General features: G+C 63.6%; 16 protein-coding genes. 9 read left to right on the top strand and 7 right to left on the bottom strand.

All coding sequences use genetic code 11. The annotated features are described in order from the left end of the window. Positions 1–38 precede the first annotated feature (38 nt). Both ASF84_RS01880 and ASF84_RS01875 read left to right on the top strand, forming a co-directional pair. Positions 39–1,949, top strand: coding sequence for a sensor histidine kinase (locus ASF84_RS01880; protein WP_056834646.1), 1,911 nt, complete (start codon positions 39–41; stop codon positions 1,947–1,949). Positions 1,950–1,959: 10 nt separating this feature from the next. Next, positions 1,960–3,300, top strand: a complete 1,341-nt coding sequence (locus ASF84_RS01875) for a sigma-54-dependent transcriptional regulator (RefSeq protein WP_056834644.1) — start codon at positions 1,960–1,962, stop codon at positions 3,298–3,300. A 193-nt stretch (positions 3,301–3,493) separates the two neighbouring features. Here ASF84_RS01875 and ASF84_RS01870 read toward each other — a convergent pair whose 3' ends face one another. After that, positions 3,494–4,489 (bottom strand): alpha/beta fold hydrolase, encoded by a 996-nt coding sequence (locus ASF84_RS01870; RefSeq protein WP_056834642.1) that lies wholly within the window; start codon positions 4,487–4,489, stop codon positions 3,494–3,496. A 230-nt stretch (positions 4,490–4,719) separates the two neighbouring features. Between ASF84_RS01870 and metR the strand changes: the two genes are divergently transcribed. After that, positions 4,720–5,637: a transcriptional regulator MetR gene (gene metR / locus ASF84_RS01865; RefSeq protein ID WP_056834640.1), complete on the top strand. Its 918-nt coding sequence runs from the start codon at positions 4,720–4,722 to the stop codon at positions 5,635–5,637. Here the strand turns inward: metR and ASF84_RS01860 are convergent. From ASF84_RS01860 to ASF84_RS28920, 4 genes are all read right to left on the bottom strand, one after another. Then, positions 5,621–6,034, bottom strand: coding sequence for an NUDIX hydrolase (locus ASF84_RS01860; protein ID WP_056834638.1), 414 nt, complete (start codon positions 6,032–6,034; stop codon positions 5,621–5,623). The genes metR and ASF84_RS01860 overlap by 17 nt on opposite strands. Next, positions 6,031–7,119, bottom strand: a complete 1,089-nt coding sequence (gene ddlA, locus ASF84_RS01855) for a D-alanine--D-alanine ligase (RefSeq protein ID WP_056834636.1) — start codon at positions 7,117–7,119, stop codon at positions 6,031–6,033. Before ddlA ends, ASF84_RS01860 begins: the two co-directional genes overlap by 4 nt. Before the next feature lie 149 nt (positions 7,120–7,268). After that, the gene (locus ASF84_RS01850; protein WP_056834634.1) at positions 7,269–7,550 is read right to left on the bottom strand and encodes a type B 50S ribosomal protein L31; all 282 of its coding nucleotides are present in this window, start codon (positions 7,548–7,550) and stop codon (positions 7,269–7,271) included. Positions 7,551–7,627: 77 nt separating this feature from the next. Beyond that, positions 7,628–7,774, bottom strand: coding sequence for a hypothetical protein (locus ASF84_RS28920; RefSeq protein WP_153811664.1), 147 nt, complete (start codon positions 7,772–7,774; stop codon positions 7,628–7,630). Between ASF84_RS28920 and ASF84_RS01845 the strand changes: the two genes are divergently transcribed. Further along, complete coding sequence (locus ASF84_RS01845) at positions 7,773–8,141, top strand: hypothetical protein (RefSeq protein WP_056834632.1); 369 nt, start codon at positions 7,773–7,775, stop codon at positions 8,139–8,141. The genes ASF84_RS28920 and ASF84_RS01845 overlap by 2 nt on opposite strands. Before the next feature lie 198 nt (positions 8,142–8,339). Further along, positions 8,340–9,494 (top strand): OpgC domain-containing protein, encoded by a 1,155-nt coding sequence (locus ASF84_RS01840; protein ID WP_056834630.1) that lies wholly within the window; start codon positions 8,340–8,342, stop codon positions 9,492–9,494. Between the two features lie 22 nt (positions 9,495–9,516). Here ASF84_RS01840 and ASF84_RS01835 read toward each other — a convergent pair whose 3' ends face one another. Continuing rightward, positions 9,517–10,443 (bottom strand): LysR substrate-binding domain-containing protein, encoded by a 927-nt coding sequence (locus ASF84_RS01835; RefSeq protein ID WP_056834628.1) that lies wholly within the window; start codon positions 10,441–10,443, stop codon positions 9,517–9,519. A gap of 116 nt (positions 10,444–10,559) precedes the next feature. Here ASF84_RS01835 and ASF84_RS01830 point away from each other — a divergent pair, with 116 nt between their 5' ends. The 4 genes from ASF84_RS01830 (at position 10,560) to ASF84_RS01815 (ending at position 15,795) form a co-directional block, all read left to right on the top strand. Then, the gene (locus tag ASF84_RS01830; RefSeq protein ID WP_056834626.1) at positions 10,560–11,165 is read left to right on the top strand and encodes a LysE family translocator; all 606 of its coding nucleotides are present in this window, start codon (positions 10,560–10,562) and stop codon (positions 11,163–11,165) included. 93 nt (positions 11,166–11,258) lie between these two features. Continuing rightward, a complete protein-coding gene (locus ASF84_RS01825) occupies positions 11,259–14,354 on the top strand; it encodes a transglycosylase domain-containing protein (RefSeq protein WP_056834624.1) in 3,096 nt (1,031 codons plus the stop codon). Positions 14,355–14,470: 116 nt separating this feature from the next. Continuing rightward, positions 14,471–15,019 (top strand): PadR family transcriptional regulator, encoded by a 549-nt coding sequence (locus ASF84_RS01820; RefSeq protein ID WP_056834622.1) that lies wholly within the window; start codon positions 14,471–14,473, stop codon positions 15,017–15,019. Continuing rightward, positions 15,019–15,795, top strand: a complete 777-nt coding sequence (locus ASF84_RS01815) for a siderophore-interacting protein (RefSeq protein WP_056834620.1) — start codon at positions 15,019–15,021, stop codon at positions 15,793–15,795. Before ASF84_RS01820 ends, ASF84_RS01815 begins: the two co-directional genes overlap by 1 nt. 26 nt (positions 15,796–15,821) lie before the next feature. Here the strand turns inward: ASF84_RS01815 and ASF84_RS01810 are convergent, their stop codons facing one another. Continuing rightward, the gene (locus ASF84_RS01810) at positions 15,822–16,475 is read right to left on the bottom strand and encodes a Pr6Pr family membrane protein (RefSeq protein ID WP_056834618.1); all 654 of its coding nucleotides are present in this window, start codon (positions 16,473–16,475) and stop codon (positions 15,822–15,824) included. Between the last annotated feature and the right edge of the window lie 4 nt (positions 16,476–16,479).

The following is a 16,479-nucleotide window of genomic DNA, read 5'->3' as shown; positions in this document are numbered from 1 at the left end:
CCAGCGCACGGGCAGCTGTTCGCTCCGGAAAGACTGTGATGAAATGCGACCCCACCCTGTCTCGCGCCGCACCGCCATCACTTGCCGTGAAACCTCGCCTGATCCGCCACCTGTTCCTGCCTCCCCTGCTCCTGATCCTGGTGATCGCGCTGGGCTTTGGTGCCTATCGCATCAGCGAACACTACGGCATTCGCGACTTGAGCGAGAGCGGCGCACGCCAGCTTGAGCTGCACGCCCGCACCGTCGAAAGCGAAATCAGCAAATACACCTACCTGCCGAGCATCCTGGAGCTGGAAGACAGCGTCGGGCAACTGCTCAACAGCCCGAATCCCGAACTCCAGCAGCAGGTCAATCGCTATCTGGAAGGCCTCAACCGGCGCAGCCTGAGCCGGGTCATCTATGTGCTGGACACCACCGGCCGGGTCATGGCCACCAGCAACTGGCGCGATGCCGACAGTTACCAGGGCGAGGACCTTTCATTCCGCGCCTATTTCCAGGACGCCGTGCGCGGCACCCCCGGCCGCTTCTACGGCATCGGCACCACCACGGGCGAGTCGGGCTATTACCTGGCCCATGGCCTGGAAGAAAAAGGCCGGATCATCGGCGTAGCCGTGGTCAAGGTGCGCCTGGACACCCTGGAGGCGCGCTGGCAACGCGCGCGCCTGGAAGCCTTTGTCAGCGACGAGAATGGCATCATCATTTTGTCCAGCGACCCGGCCCGGCGGCTGAAATCGGTACGTCCGCTGACCCCGACCATCAAGGAACGTCTGGCGCGCAGCCTGCAATACTACTGGTGGCCGCTCAATGAGCTGGTACCGCTCGAGCGCCAGAGCCTGACCGAGGGCGCCGAGGAACTGACCTTCCCGGCCAATGCCAGCGTCGATCAGGAGCACACCCAGGTCAGTTACCTGGCGCAGACCCGGCCCCTGAACGACACGCCCTGGCACCTGACCCTGCTGACCCCGCTGGAAGACCTGCGCCGTGAAGCGGCCAATCAGGGCATGCTGGTGGCCGTGGTCTGTGCGCTGGTGACTTTCCTGCTGATTGCCTGGAACGAGCGGCGCAAGGTGATCTCGACCCGGCTGGCCGCCCGCGAGGCCTTGCAGGCGGCCAACGACGAACTGGAACGCAAGATCGCCGAGCGCACCGAACACCTGCGCGCCAGCAACGAACGGCTCAAGGCACAGATTCGCGAGCGGCGCCAGGCCGAAGAAACCCTGCGCAAGGCCCAGGACGAACTGGTGCAGGCCGGCAAGCTGGCAGCCATCGGCCAGATGTCGACCAGCATCGCGCATGAGCTGAACCAGCCGCTGGCAGCGCTGCGCACGCTGTCGGGCAATACCGTTCGGTTTATCGAACGTGGCTCGCTGGACATTGCCACCACCAACCTGCGCACCATCAATGACCTGGTCGATCGCATGGGCCGTATCACCGCCAGCCTGCGCGCGTTCGCCAGGCGCGGCGATGATCGTGGCCAGGCACAACTGGGCAAGGCCGTCGAGGCCGCGCTGCAATTGCTGGCCGGGCGCGTCGAAAGCAGCGCGCTGACCCTGCACCATGAGTACACCGACACCTTGCTGGGCATCGACCAGACGCGCCTGGAGCAGATCCTGGTCAACCTGATCGGCAACGCCCTGGACGCCATGCAGGCGCAACCGCTGCCGGAGCTGTGGCTGGTGGGCGGCTACAGCGAAGACCGCTACCAACTGCGGGTGCGCGACAATGGCCACGGTCTCGACGACCAGGCGCGCAAGCACCTGTTCGAACCTTTCTTCACCACCAAGCCGGGCGAACAGGGCCTGGGGCTGGGGCTGACCCTGTCGGCCAGCCTCGCAGCCGCCGCCGGTGGCAGCCTGAGCGCCGAGCAACCCGAAGGGACCGGCACAGTCTTTGTGCTCAGCCTGCCGCTGGTCGGCGCTCACCCACCCGGTACGGACACGCCTGCATGAGGCCAACGCCATGAACATCAACCATGACCTGACGGTCCTGATCGTCGAAGACGACCCCCACGTTTTGCTCGGCTGCCAGCAGGCGCTGGCGCTGGAAGACATCGTCAGCGAAGGCGTAGGCAGTGCCGAAGAAGCGCTCAAGCGGGTGGGCGAGCAGTTCGCCGGCATCGTCATCAGCGATATCCGCCTGCCGGGCATCGACGGCCTGGAGCTGCTCAGCCGCCTCAAGGCCCGTGATGCCAGCCTGCCGGTGGTGCTGATCACCGGCCACGGTGATATTTCCATGGCGGTCAACGCCATGCGCGACGGCGCCTACGACTTCATGGAAAAGCCCTTCTCGCCCGAGAAGCTGGTGGACGTGACCCGCCGGGCCCTGGAGCAACGCGGCCTGGCGCGTGAGGTCTGGGCCTTGCGCCGGCAACTGGCCGAGCGTGACAGCCTGGAAGGCAAGATCATCGGCCGCTCCCCGGCCATGCAGAATCTGCGCGAGCTGATTGCCAACGTGGCCGACACTTCGGCCAACGTCCTGATCGAAGGCGAAACCGGCACCGGCAAGGAACTGGTTGCCCGTTGCCTGCATGACTTCAGCCGGCGCAGCAGCCATCCGTTTGTGGCGCTGAACTGTGGCGGCCTGGCCGAAAGCCTGTTCGAGTCGGAAATCTTCGGCCATGAAGCCAATGCCTTTACCGGCGCCGGCAAACGCCGGATCGGCAAGATCGAGCATGCGCACAAGGGCACGCTGTTTCTCGACGAAGTCGAAAGCATGCCCATCCCCTTGCAGATCAAACTGCTGCGTGTGTTGCAGGAGCGCACCCTGGAACGACTGGGCTCCAACCAGCACGTCGAGGTCGATTGCCGGGTGATCGCCGCCACCAAGTCGGACCTGAATGCCGAGAGCAAGGCCGGGCAGTTTCGCAGCGACCTGTATTACCGGCTCAATGTGGTGACCCTGGAACTGCCGCCGCTGCGCGAACGCCGTGAAGACATCCTGCAACTGTTCGAGCACTTCCTGCAGTTGTCGGCGCTGCGTTTCGACCGCGAGCCGCGCGACATCGACCGCCAGACCCTGGCCAGCCTCAACAGCCACGACTGGCCGGGCAACGTGCGTGAACTGCGCAATGTCGCCGAGCGCTACGCCCTGGGCCTGCCGGCGTTCAAGGGCGTCACCGGCGGCGTGGAAAGCCCCGCACTGAGCTTTGCCGAGGCCGTGGAAGCCTTTGAAAGAAACCTGCTCAACGAAGCCTTGCAGCGTAGCGGCGGCAACCTCAGCCAGGCCAGCCAGGAACTGGGCATGGCCAAGACCACGCTGTTCGACAAGGTCAAGAAATACGGGCTGCAATCAGGATCGTAGCCCGCCCGCCGCGCTGTCGCGCAACAAACATGGGCCGGTAGGAGCGGCTTCAGCCGCGATCGGCTGCGTTAGCAGTCGTAAAATTGTGGCGTTTCATCTATTTCTGCGAGCGCTACGCACTCGGTCGCGGGCAAGCGCGCTCCTACAGGTGATGGCTGCCCTTGATGGGGCGGCAGTCTCCCTGCGGGTGTTTTTACAACTGCGCCATCTGCCGCTTTTCATCGTCGTGGTGGGCTTTCAGATAAGGCAGTACGGCCGCCAGCAACGGCGCCTTGAAAGCCTCCTGAAAGCGGTGGGCGAATCCCGGGATCAGCCGCAGCTGGCTGCCACGTATATGCGCGGCCAGGTGCACACCATGCATCACCGGCAGCAAGGGGTCGGCGGTGCCATGCACCACCAGCGTCGGCACGCGCAGGCGGTTGAGCAGTTCGACGCGGCTGGACTCGGCCAGGATCGCGGTGATCTGGCGCTTGACGCCTTCAGGGTTGAACGCCCGGTCATAGGCAATCGCCGCCTGCTGCAACAAGGCTTGCCGGTCATCCTCGACCCGCGGGCTGCCCAACGCGGCCAACAGGTCGGCCTGCTGCTCCAGGGCCTGCTCACGGTTGGGCGCACCGCGCCGGGCGAGCAATTGCAGCAAGGCGGCATTGGGCATCGGCAAGCCTTCGGCGCCGGAACTGCTCATGATCAGGGTCAGGCTCTCGACCCGCTGGGGCGCCTGGTCGGCCAGGTGCTGGGCAATCATGCCGCCCATGCTCGCGCCCAGGACATGAAAACGGCGAATACCGAGATGATCCATCAGCCCCAGCGCATCATCGGCCATGTCGCTGAGCGAGTACGGCGCCGACACCGGCAGGCCAAGCTTGAAGCGCAGCACTTCGAACGTCAGGTTGACCTCGGCCACCGGCTGTACCCAGCTCGACAGGCCGACATCGCGATTGTCATAGCGAATCACCTGGAAGCCCTGCCTGCACAGCGCAACCACCACCTCATCGGGCCAGTGGATCAATTGCCCACCCAGGCCCATGACCAGCAGCAAGGCAGGGTCCGAGGCGTCGCCCACGGCCTGATAGGCAATCCGTACGTCATCGAGTGCAGCCGTCTGCACGGGCACATCGACAGCGCATTTTTCGGCAGCGAAAGACGGCAGGCCGCATAAAAGTGCAGCCAGAAAGAGAAAGACACGCATTGCAGAAACACCAAAAAACAGATCCCCAGTTGGCGCCCAGTCTGATGATGTTTTGCCGTTCGCGCTGCCACACTTTCGTGACGTTTTGATGAATCGGGATCGGCGGTAAGGCAGCAGCAAGCAGGCGTGAGGTGCACTTCCGTTCTGCGTAGAAGTCGACAGCCCGTCGAACATGAGACAGACTCACCTGCATTGGATAAATCACAAGTTCTGCTCATGGGGCCTTTGCCGTGCTGGAAATACGTCATCTCAAGACTTTGCATGCCTTGCGCGAGGCCGACAGCCTGGTGGAGGCTGCCGAGCGGCTGCATCTGACTCAGTCGGCGCTGTCGCATCAGTTCAAGGAACTGGAAGAACGCCTGGGCATGACGCTGTTCGTGCGCAAGACCAAGCCGGTACGCTTCACCAGTGCCGGCCTGCGCCTGCTGCAACTGGCCGACTCGCTGCTGCCACAGTTGCGCAGTGCCGAGCGTGACATGGCGCGCCTGGCCGGCGGCACGGCCGGACGCCTGCACATGGCAATCGAGTGCCACAGTTGTTTTCAGTGGTTGATGCCGACCATCGACCAGTTCCGCGATGCCTGGCCGGAAGTCGAACTGGACCTGTCCTCGGGGTTTTCCTTCGCGCCGCTGCCGGCCCTGGCCCGTGGCGACCTCGACCTGGTGGTGACTTCAGACCCGCTGGACCTGCCGGGGATCACCTACGTGCCGCTGTTCACCTACGAGGCCATGCTGGCGGTGGCCAACCAGCATGCGCTGGCCAGCCGGCCCTACATCGTGCCGGAAGACCTGCTGACCGAAACGCTGATCACCTACCCGGTGGAACGAGATCGCCTGGACGTGTTTACCCGCTTTCTGGAACCGGCCGATGTGGAGCCGGCGCAGGTGCGCACCTCCGAGCTGACGGTGATGATGATGCAACTGGTGGCCAGCGGTCGCGGGGTGTGTGGCCTGCCGCACTGGGCCTTGCACGAATACAGCTCGCGCGGGTACGTGAAAGGCAAGCGCCTGGGCGAAAAAGGCCTGTTTGCGACCCTGCACGCGGCCGTGCGCACCGATATGCTCGATGCGCCGTACATGCGTGATTTTCTGCTGACCGCCAAGGACACCTCCTTTGCGACCCTGGACGGGGTCAGCGCGGTGCGCTAGGCAGGCTCTGCCAGTAGGCCGGCAGGATCACAGCGCCGGTCAATGGCGCCAACTCCAGCGCGCTGCAGGCCCGGGCGTCGACCCAGACCACCTCTTCAATCTCGGCGGCCGGCTGCACCGGGTCATGACAGGCAACGCGGAACAGCTGGCAGCGCACCTCAAAGCCCGGCTCGTTGGCGGCTGGCGCCTTGAATTCGCCCAGAAACACTGCCTGGGCCGGATCAATGCGCAAACCCAGCTCCTCTTCCAGCTCACGCGCCAGCGCCTGCACGGCAGGCTCACCGGCTTCGATCTTGCCGCCCGGTTGCATGAAGGCCCGCGTACCGCGCTTGCGCACCAGCAATGTCTTGTCGTCTGCACCCACCAACAAGGCGGCGGCGATGTCGATCACCTTCACAGCGTGACTTCCCGTTTCAGCAGCAGGGCTTCTTCACCGCGCTCCAGGGCCAGTTCGATCAAGCGGTCGATCAGCCCGGCGTAGGTCAGGCCGTCGGCCTGCCAGAGCTTGGGGTACATGCTGATGGAGGTGAAACCGGGAATGGTGTTGATCTCGTTGATGACGATCGACTGCTCGCTGACAAAGAAATCCACCCGTGACAGTCCTGCACAGCCCAGCACCCGATAGGCCTGCAAGGCCACCTCGCGCACCTGCAAGGCACGCTCGGGCGACAGTTCAGCCGGGATCACGGTGCGTGCCTGGCCATCGTTGAGGTACTTGGTGTCGTAGGCATAGAAATCGTCGTTGGCGATCACCTCGCCACACACACTGGCCTGCGGCTGGCGATTGCCCAGCACCGCGCACTCCACCTCACGGCCGACCATGCCCTGCTCGATCAACACTTTGTGATCGTATTCGAACGCCAGCGCCAGCGCGGCCTGCCAGCCGGCCAGGTCGGTGACCTTGCTGACCCCGACCGAAGACCCCTGGCTGGCGGGCTTGACGAACATCGGCACGCCCAATTGTGCCGCCGCCTGGTCAAAGTCCAGGGTCTGGCCGCGCTCGAGCACCACGAACGGCGCCACGGCGATACCGGCATCGCGCAACAGGCGCTTGGTCACGTCCTTGTCCATGCAGGCGGCAGAACCCAGTACATCCGGGCCCACAAAAGGAATGGCCAGCAAGCGCAGCAGGCCCTGCAAGGCGCCGTCTTCCCCGAAGGCACCATGAATCAATGGAAAGACCACTTCGATGCGCGGCAGGGTCTGGCCGGACTCGACTTCGATGAACTGCCCGCCGGTACTGCCCGGCAACAACGCCAGTTGACGTCCCGAGCCGCTCAGGCTGATGCGCGAAGGGTCGCTGGCATTGAGCAGATAATCGCGTTCATCGAAGCGCAGCCAGCGCCCCAGCTTGTCGACACCGATCAGGGTCAACGCGTAACGGGCACGGTCGATGGCATTGATGACGTTGCGTGCCGACTGCAGCGACACTTCGTGCTCGCTCGATTGCCCGCCGAAGACGATGGCGACTGATTTTTTCAAAGCGCGGTACTCCTGTTTTTCAGGCCGCGAAGATAAGAGCAATACCGAAGGGAGTCCAGAGGGCGGGCTGTCGCAGCCGGCAAATGCCGGAAAAAAGACGCCGGGCGGTCACCTGGTGCAAGCATGACCACACGAGCGAGGCGCGGTGATTACTGCGCCACTGGGGTATCCTTGAGCACGGCCGAACCAAAACCGGCAAAACGCTTGTTGAAGCCCGCAATGCGACCTTCGGTGGTGGTCTTGCGCTGCTGGCCGGTGTAGATCGGGTGCGAGGCGCTGGACACATCGAGCGCCACATACGGATAAGTCTGGCCGTCACTGTGTGCGTGTGTACGCGTCGTATCGACCGTCGAGCCGATCAGGAAGAACACGTCGGCGGCCGTGTCGTGAAACAGCACGGTGCGGTAGGCGGGGTGAATGTCGGGTCTCATGATGGCTCCGGATAGAAGATGATTTGACATGTTATACAGTAACATATCAGTTATTCCAGCCCATTATCAATCTGCCTTCACCTGTCATGACGCGGCTTGATCGAGCCGACACTTGCCGCTAAGGTTTCGCCTGCTATCAGATAGCGGCCAGCCATCTGGCTGCGCTCACCCGGGGGTATCGGGTCGCGGCGCGCAACATCACCTTCATCATCAGGATTGTTCATGCCCGACACCCCTAGCCACTATGACCTTCCCCAGCACGCCTATGCCCGTCTGATCGAGGCGCGCGACTCGCTGCGCCTGCTCGACAGCTACGTGAACAAGACCGATGTGCTGTGCAACCCGTCGATGCTGGTGGGCTATGTGGCCACGCTGCAAAGCGCGTTGCAGGAGGTCATTGCGGCCAGCACCCCGGCCGAGCCGTCAGAGGGCTTCACGCGCAAGGCCGACGAGCCCGGTTTCGCCGCCCTGAACCCCAAGGAGCGTGAGCTGCTCCGGCACCTGCGCTGGACCAGCCCGCAGGGGCGCGAGGATGTCTACAGCATGGTCGAGCGCATCCGCCAGATCAAACCCTGGGTCAGGGAGAACTGAGCGGGATCGATCGCTTGCACAGGGCCTGGAGGCCGGGCCAGACGCCTGCGCAGAGACATTCTGTAATAGGGCATTTTTTGCATTTGCCGTAGAATCCGGCCACCCTGCCGCGCCGCAGCGACACTGACTGACGGTAGGCAACCAAGGCCATCACGCGCCGGTCTTTATTTCACCGACTTACTTCAAGAGCCCACCGTTATGACTAACGGCCGCGATTATCGAATCGACTTCTTTCGAGGCCTGGCGCTGATCTTCATTTTCTGGGATCACGTGCCGGACAACCCCCTGGCGCAATCGACCGTGCGCAACTTCGGCTTCAGCGACGCGGCGGAAATCTTCGTCTTCCTGGCCGGCTACGCCTCGATCCTGGCCTATGGTCGCATCTCTCGTCGTGACGGCTGGCTGGTCGCCAGCGTGCGCATCCTCAGGCGCACCTGGGTGCTGTACGTGGTGCACATTTTCCTGCTGACCCTGCTGATGGGCATCGTGTTTGTCGCCAACAACTACGTCGAGACCCGCGACATGATCCAGCAGATGGGCCTGGAGCATTTTGTCGGCAATCCGCAACAGGCCCTGGCCGATGAGCTGCTGTTGCGCTTCAAGCCCAACCTCACCGATCCGCTGCCGCTGTACATCCTGTTGCTGCTGGCCCTGCCGCTGATCCTGCCGTTGATGCTGCGCAAGGTCGAACTGGCCGTGGCCCTGTCGATCGCGCTGTACATGATGGTGCCGCTGTACGGCTGGAACCTGCGCGCGTACGAAGGGGGCGGCGTCTGGTACTTCAATCCGGTGGCCTGGCAGCTGGTGTTCATTTTGGGCGGCGCCTGCGCCCTGTACAACGAGCGCCCGCGGGTGGCCGATACCCGCCCCTTGAGCCAGCAGCCACTGTTCGCCCTGGCGGCCGTCTACGTCTTGATCGCCGGCATCCTGACCTTCAGCGAAAAATGGCCGTCCCTGCACGCTGCGCTGGTGGCCAGCCTGCATCTGGAACCGCTCTACCCGATCAGCAAGACCGACCTGGCACCGGTGCGCCTGCTGCACTTTGTGGCGCTGGTGTACGTCACCGCCAGGCTGCTGCCCGTTCACGCCCGCTGGCTGGACAACTGGCCGGCCCGCCAGGCGTGCCTGATGGGCCGCTACTCGCTGGAAATCTTCTGCCTGGGCGTGCTGCTGGCCCCACTGGCCGACGCCGCCAACGCCCTGGCCGGCGACACCTGGCCGATGCAGGTCTCCACGGCCCTCGCCGGTCTCGGACTGATGATGCTGATGGCCAACGGACTGGAACTCAACAAGCGACTGGGCGCCGGCAAGGGGGTGGTCGAGTCCACGACGTTGAGGCCGGCTTCGCAATAGTGAGGACAACCACAGGCCAGCTTTAACGAACCTGGCCTGATTTCATCGTTTCTTCCTCCTCGACTGCCGGCACCGCCCCCAGCAGATAATCACGTAACGTGCCTATCTGCCTTGCCTTCAGGCTGCTCTTGAGCCAGACCAGATAGTACCCATCGCCCGTGGCCACAGCCTGCTTGAATGGCAGGCGCAATTGGCCGTTGCGCAACTCGGCACTCACCAGCAGCTGGTCGGCCACCGACACACCCAGACCTTGCAGAGCGGCGCCAATGCCCTGGTCAAGGGTGTCGAACAACTGGCCGCGCTCCAGGTTGACTTCATGACGGCCGCGTACGCCTGTCAGCCAGCGGCGCCAGTCACGCCGGTCGGCACTGGGGTGCAGCAGCTCGACGTCATTGAGGACAGACAGGTCCGGGGCGTCGGACAGGTACTGCGGGTGGCAGACCGGGATCAGCCATTCATCGAAGAGCTTGCAGCTGTCGAGGTCTGACCCGAAATGACCGGGGCCCAGCAGGATGGCGCAGTCATAGGGCTCGGTATAAAGATCGACGCTGTCGATGTCCATCCACACACTGGAAAGCTGCACATGGCAATGAGGATCGATCTGGCGAAAACGGTCGAGGGCCTTGAGCAGCCAGCGCATGGTCAGGGTCGAGGGTGCTTTCAGGCGCAGGCTGTGGCGATCGGTCTTGAGCAAGGCGCAGGCGTTTTCGATGATCTTGAAGCCGGTCTTGAGTTCGGCGGCCAGGTGCCGACCCGGCACGGTCAGGCTCAGGCGCGGGCCATGACGCTCGAACAGCGCGCAATCAAACAGCGATTCAAGGTTCTTGATGTGATGGCTGACCGCACTTTGCGTCACCGACAACTCCTGCGCCGCCTTGCTGAATGAGCCGTGCCGGGCCGCCACTTCAAAGGCGCGCAATGAATACAGCGCAGGGATCCGTTCAGTCATGAGCCTGCCAATGATGAGTAAAGCTCATAGTAGGGCAGAACTTAACCCGTTTTACAACGCACCGGCCCAAGGCAAGAATCAGCGCCCTTACCGACCCTGATCACGGACGCTGCGCCTTGAATACCGCCCTGACCCTGACCTATGCCATCACCGTATTGCTGCTGATCGCCACGCCCGGGCCGGTGGTGGCGCTGGTGGTCAATACCGCCAGCCACGCCGGCAACCGCCAGGCCGCAGCCACCGCACTGGGCAGTAATGCCGGCTCGCTGGTGCTGATCGGCGTGGCGGCCTGGCTGATCGTCGGCAGTGTCACTCTGGATCCGCGCCTGCTGACGGCACTCAGCCTGCTTGGCTGCCTGTACATTGCCAGGATGGCGTGGGTGCTGTTGCTCGAGCATGCATCCGTCGCGCTCGCTCGGGGCACAGGCCGTGGCGGCTGGCGGCGCGGCTTCATGGTCGGGGTGTGCAACCCCAAGGACATCGTGTTCTTCGTGGCGTTTTTCCCGCAGTTTCTGCACATCACTTCATCCCTGCAGGCCAGCCTGGCGGTGTTGTCGCTGATGTGGGTGATCATCGATCTGTGGGTGCTGGGCATCTGGATCCTGTTCGCCGGACTGCTGGCCAGGCGCGCGGGCAGCCGCTGGATAAGCCGCTGCTCGGGCGTGGCGTTGCTGCTGATTGCCGTGGCAGGGCTGGTCTACAACCTGCATCAACTGGCGTAGCGGCAGATTGCCTGACAATTTCCACTGCCCTCCCCGGTCAGGGTCTACGCTTGTCTGAAGTGGGTTCAACAGGATGACCGGGGCCAATCGACTATGGGCGTATTACGGCATTCAGAAACCGGGCAAGCGGTGGCGCTTGCCGATCATCAGCAACCTCCTCGACAACCGCCGCCAGGCAAGCACTATGGCTGGCGGGTGTTCTGGGTGCTGGTGGTCATGGGCGGCGTGGGACTGGGTGTGGCCATCGCCATGGAGGCCCGCAGTTCGCGCCTGCAGGCGCAAGAGATTTCGCGCCTGGCGGCCGAGCTGACCTGGACACTGCAACCAGGGCCCAGCGACCGGCTCATTTATCCAGGCGAAGGCCCGTTCGACAAACGCCTGGGGTATTCGGCCCTTGAAACCTTTACCCAGCGGTTGCTCAAGCGCGACTACCTGATCAAGGAACAGACACGTTTTTCGCCCGGGTTGATGCGTTACGGCCGCATGGGCTTTTTCGTGCCCTACCAGGAAAAGATCCAGACCGGGCTGACCATCACGGACTGCCGTGCCGCGCCGCTCTACCAGTTCAGCTACCCGCAACAGTTCTATGCCGACTTTGCCGGCATTCCCCCGTTGGTGGTGCAAAGCCTGTTGTTCATCGAGAACCGCAACCTGCTCGACCCCGAACAACCGCTGGCCAACCCGGCCGTGGACTGGCCACGCTTTGTCAAGGCGGCCTGGTCGCAGGTGGCCAAGCGTTTGTCCTTGCCCGGCCAGTCGGCGGGCGGCAGTACCCTGGCCACGCAACTGGAAAAGTACCGGCATTCGCCCGACGGCCTGACCCAGACTGGCGCCGAGAAACTGCGGCAGATGTTTTCCGCCAGTGTGCGGGTCTACCAGAACGGCGAGCAGACACTGCCGGCGCGCCAGCGGGTGGTGCGCGATTACCTCAACAGCGTGCCGCTGTCGGCGGTGCCCGGCCACGGCGAAGTGCACGGCCTGGCCGAAGGTTTGCGGGTCTGGTTCGGCGCCGATTTCGCCCGCACCAACCAGGTGCTGTCGGGCAGCGCCGACACGCCCCAGGCCCTCGACGAAAAAGCCCTGGCCCTGCGAGAAGTGCTGGCGCTGGTGATCGCCCAACGGCGCCCGTCGCACTATCTGGCCAAGGGCCGTGCCGAACTGGCCGACCTGATCGACAGCCATATCCGCGTGCTGGCCGGTGCCGGCATTCTTGAACAGCCACTGGCCGATGCCGCCCTGGCCCGGCAACTGACCTACCGCGACTGGGAGCAGCAACCCACCTGGCAGCCTATCGAAGGCAACAAGGGCATCAGTGTGGCCCGCAGCCGGTTGTCGAACATGCTTGATCGTCCGTTCTATGACCTGGACCGTCTTGATCTGTCGGCCAGCACCACGTTGCAGGGCGAACTGCAGGACAAGGTCACCCGCTACCTGCACGACCTGGCGGATCCGGCCTTCGCGGCCAGTATCGGGCTGATTGGCGACCGCCTGCTGAGCCCGGCCAGCACCGCCCAGGTGCGCTACAGCTTCACGCTGTTCGAAGGCACCCCGGACGGCTTTCGCGTGCGGGTACAGACTGACAGCACCGACCAGCCCTTCGACATCAACGAAGGCAGCAAACTGGAACTGGGCTCCACCGCCAAGCTGCGGGTGCTGACCACCTACCTGGAAATGATTGCCGAACTGCACCAGCGCTATGGCGACATGAGTGCCAGCGAACTGCGCAAGGTGCCGGTCGAAGAACCCGACCGGCTGACCCGCTGGGCGGTCGATTACCTGATCCAGCATCAGGATCGCAACCTGTCGGCCATGCTCGCCGCCGCCCTGGACCGGCGTTACTCGGCCAGCCCCGGCGAAAGTTTCTTCACCGGTGGCGGCCTGCACCGCTTCAACAACTTTCGCAGCCAGGACAACGGTCGGCTGCCGACCCTGCGTGAATCGCTGCGCGAGTCGATCAACCTGCCGTTCATTCGCCTGATGCGCGATGTGGTGCGCTACAGCACCTACCAGGCGCCTGGCAACAGTGCCGAACTGCTCAAGGACGACAGCGACCCGCGCCGCCAGCAATACCTGAGCGAGTTTGCCGACCGTGAAGGCCGGGTGTTCCTGCTGCGCTTCTGGAAACGCTACAAGGACAAGCCTTCCCAGGCGCGCCTGGAGACCTTCCTGGACGGCATGCGCCCCACCGCCTCACGCCTGGCGGCGGTGCATCGCTACCTGATGCCCAATGCCGACCAGGCCACGTTCAATACCTTTGTGCGCAACCACCTGGCCGATGGCGAGGCGGCCAAGGTCACGAGCAAGCGCCTGGCCGAGCTGTACAAGAATTACGGCCCCGGTGCCTACGACCTGCCGGACCAGGGCTACATTGCCCGGGTCCACCCGCTGGACCTGTGGCTGATCGGCTTTTTGCTGAACAACCCACAGGCGCAGTTCAAGGACGCGGTGGCGGCCAGTGTCCACGAGCGCCAGGAAGTCTACAGCTGGCTGTTCAAGAGCCGGCACAAGGGCGCCCGCGACAGCCGTATCCGCAGCATGATGGAAGTCGAGGCGTTCCTGGACATCGAACAGCGCTGGCAACGCCTGGGGTATCCGTTCGACCATCTGGTGCCATCACTGGCCACGGCCATCGGCAGCTCCGGCGACCGCCCGGCGGCGCTGGCCGAACTGATCGGGATCATCCAGAACGACGGCATCCGCCTGCCCACGGTGCGCATCGACAACCTGCACTTTGCCGCCGATACACCGTATGAGACCCGCCTGATCATCAACCCCGACCTGGGCAAGCGCGTGCTGCCCTCGGAAGTGGCAAGCGCCATGCGCGAGGCCTTGTCGGAAGTGGTCGATGGCGGCACCGCCAAACGCGTGCAAGGCACCTTCAAGCTGGAGGACGGCAGTGTCCTGGCCATGGGCGGCAAGACCGGTACAGGCGATAACCGCATCCAGAGCGTCGGCGCCGGCGGACGCATCCTGCAATCAAGGGCCATCAACCGCACGGCCACCTTCGTGTTCTATCTGGGCGACCATCACTTCGGCACCCTCACCGCCTACGTCCCCGGGCGTGCCGCCGAAGGCTACCGCTTTACCTCCGCCTTGCCCGTGCAAGTGCTCAAGGGCATGGCACCGATCCTGACGCCGTACCTGGAGAATCATGGGCAGGCCCTGTGCGGCTCGCCGGCAACCATTTAAATCTACAAACGAATCAAGGCGTTATTCTCAAACGAGAACAACTTGCAACAAAACGCTTGCGAATACGTAAAGATATATCTTAAGGTATATCTAAACGTAACCAAGAGAAGCTCCTGATGGGCGATGAATGTCCCACTTCCGAACCTTTTGCCGACAAACGCGGTGGCCGTGAACGCGGCGGGCGCGGCCCCCGGGTGTTTGCGCCGGGCGATCTGAAACTGCTGTTGCTGGACCTGATCGCCGGGCAGCCCTGCCACGGCTATGACCTGATCCGCCAGATCGAAAGCATGTTCGACGGCGCCTACACCCCAAGCCCTGGCGTGATCTACCCGACCCTGACCTTTCTCGAAGAAAGCGAGCTGATCCAGGGCGATGCCGCCGCCGGCAAGAAGCGCTATGCCCTGACCGACACCGGCCGCACCTGGCTGGCCGAACAGGCGGTGGCCATTGACGGAGTGCGCATGCGCATCGAAGTCAGCAAGCGCTCGCTGCGCGGTCATGACCGGCCCCCGGAAATCCACGAGGCGGTGCATAACCTGCGCCATGCCATGCACATGCATCACGGCCGCTGGACCCCCGAGGAAATCCTGCGGGTGCGCAACCTGCTCAATGACACCGCCAAAGCCATTGTCGACGGCTCCTTTTCCCTCTCGGAGAAACCTTGATGAATTCACCGCAATCGATCCATCGCGTCATGCATGAAATCAAACGCCGCAAGCTTGAAGTGCTGCGCGTGACCGACCTGACCCCGCTGATGCGCCGCGTCACCCTGCACGGCGAAGACCTGGCCGGTTTTATCAGCCTGGGCACCGACGATCACGTCAAGCTGCTGTTCCCGCGCACGCCTGAAGAACAGGCCGCGCTGGACAATCCGGGACTGGGCCGCGACAGCGAAGGCCCGCGTCCGGCCATGCGCGACTACACCCCGCGGCGCTTCGATGCGCACAGCAACGAACTGGACATCGACTTTGTGCTGCACGGCGATGGCCCGGCGGCCAGTTGGGCGGCCCAGGTCGAGCCGGGACAGTGGCTGTACATTGCCGGCCCCCGGGGCTCGCTGGTGGTGCCGGACATGTTCGACAGCTATCTGCTGATCGGCGACGAAACCGCCATCCCGGCCATTGCCCGGCGCCTGGAAGAACTGCCGGCCGGTCGCAGTGCGCGGGTGCTGATCGAGGTCGCCAGCCTGCAGGAACAACAACCGCTGGCCAGCCAGGCCCAGGTAGAGGTCAGTTGGGTGGTGCGCGGTGAGCAGGACCTGCTCGATGCCATCCGCAACGTGCAGGTGCCCGCCGGCAAGCTCTACGCTTGGGTGGCTACAGAAGCTGCGCTGTCGCGCAAGGCACGGCGCGTGCTGCTTGACGAACTGGGGCTGGACGACGAATTCGTCAAGGCCGCCGGCTACTGGCGCCTGGATGAGTCAGAAGCCGAAGCGCATTGAGCATGATCGCGTGATCGCCGGACTGTTCAGGCGTGCTTCAACAGCCGGTCTGCCGCCAGCACCAGCAGCGCGATCAGCACAAAACCGGCCAGTACCCCACCGGCATTGATCAATGCCGGCATGAAACCGATCGTGCCGACATCAATGAAGGGGTACAGGTAGTCGCCGACGACATGGCCGCGCCACAACACATAGCCGAAGTAGCCGATGGGGTACAGCATCCACAAGAGCACATGGCGCAGGTCCAGCTTCGCCCTGGGCACGCACAGCCCCCAATAGATCACGAACGCCAGCGGCATGATGTCGTGCAACAGTTCGTCGGCAATCCACTGCCAGCCCTGCGGTTGCCACAAATGCCGCAGCAGCAGGTTATAGGCGATGCCCACCAGCGCGATGCTGACGGCAATGCCGCTGCACACCACCGGATGACGAAAGAAGCGCCAGCCCGGCCCGTCACGCCGACTCAGGGCGCACGTCAAGGCCACGGCCACCAGCGTATTGGTCCAGACCGTAAAGAAGCTGAAGAACCGCACCAGTCCGCCCAGCAGGCTGGCGTGATCGGCCCAGCGGCCATAAAAGATCAGGTACTGCTGCACGGCCAGGCCAAACCAGCCCAGGCAGGCCGCAAGCACTATCAGGCGACGCGCCACAGGAGGCGGCGAAGAAAGCGTAAGGTTCATGACC

The organism is Pseudomonas sp. Leaf127, assembly GCF_001423155.1.
Taxonomy (GTDB): domain Bacteria; phylum Pseudomonadota; class Gammaproteobacteria; order Pseudomonadales; family Pseudomonadaceae; genus Aquipseudomonas; species Aquipseudomonas ovata.
Note: the sequence above shows the minus strand (reverse complement) of the source record. Positions and strands in the feature narration are given on the sequence as shown.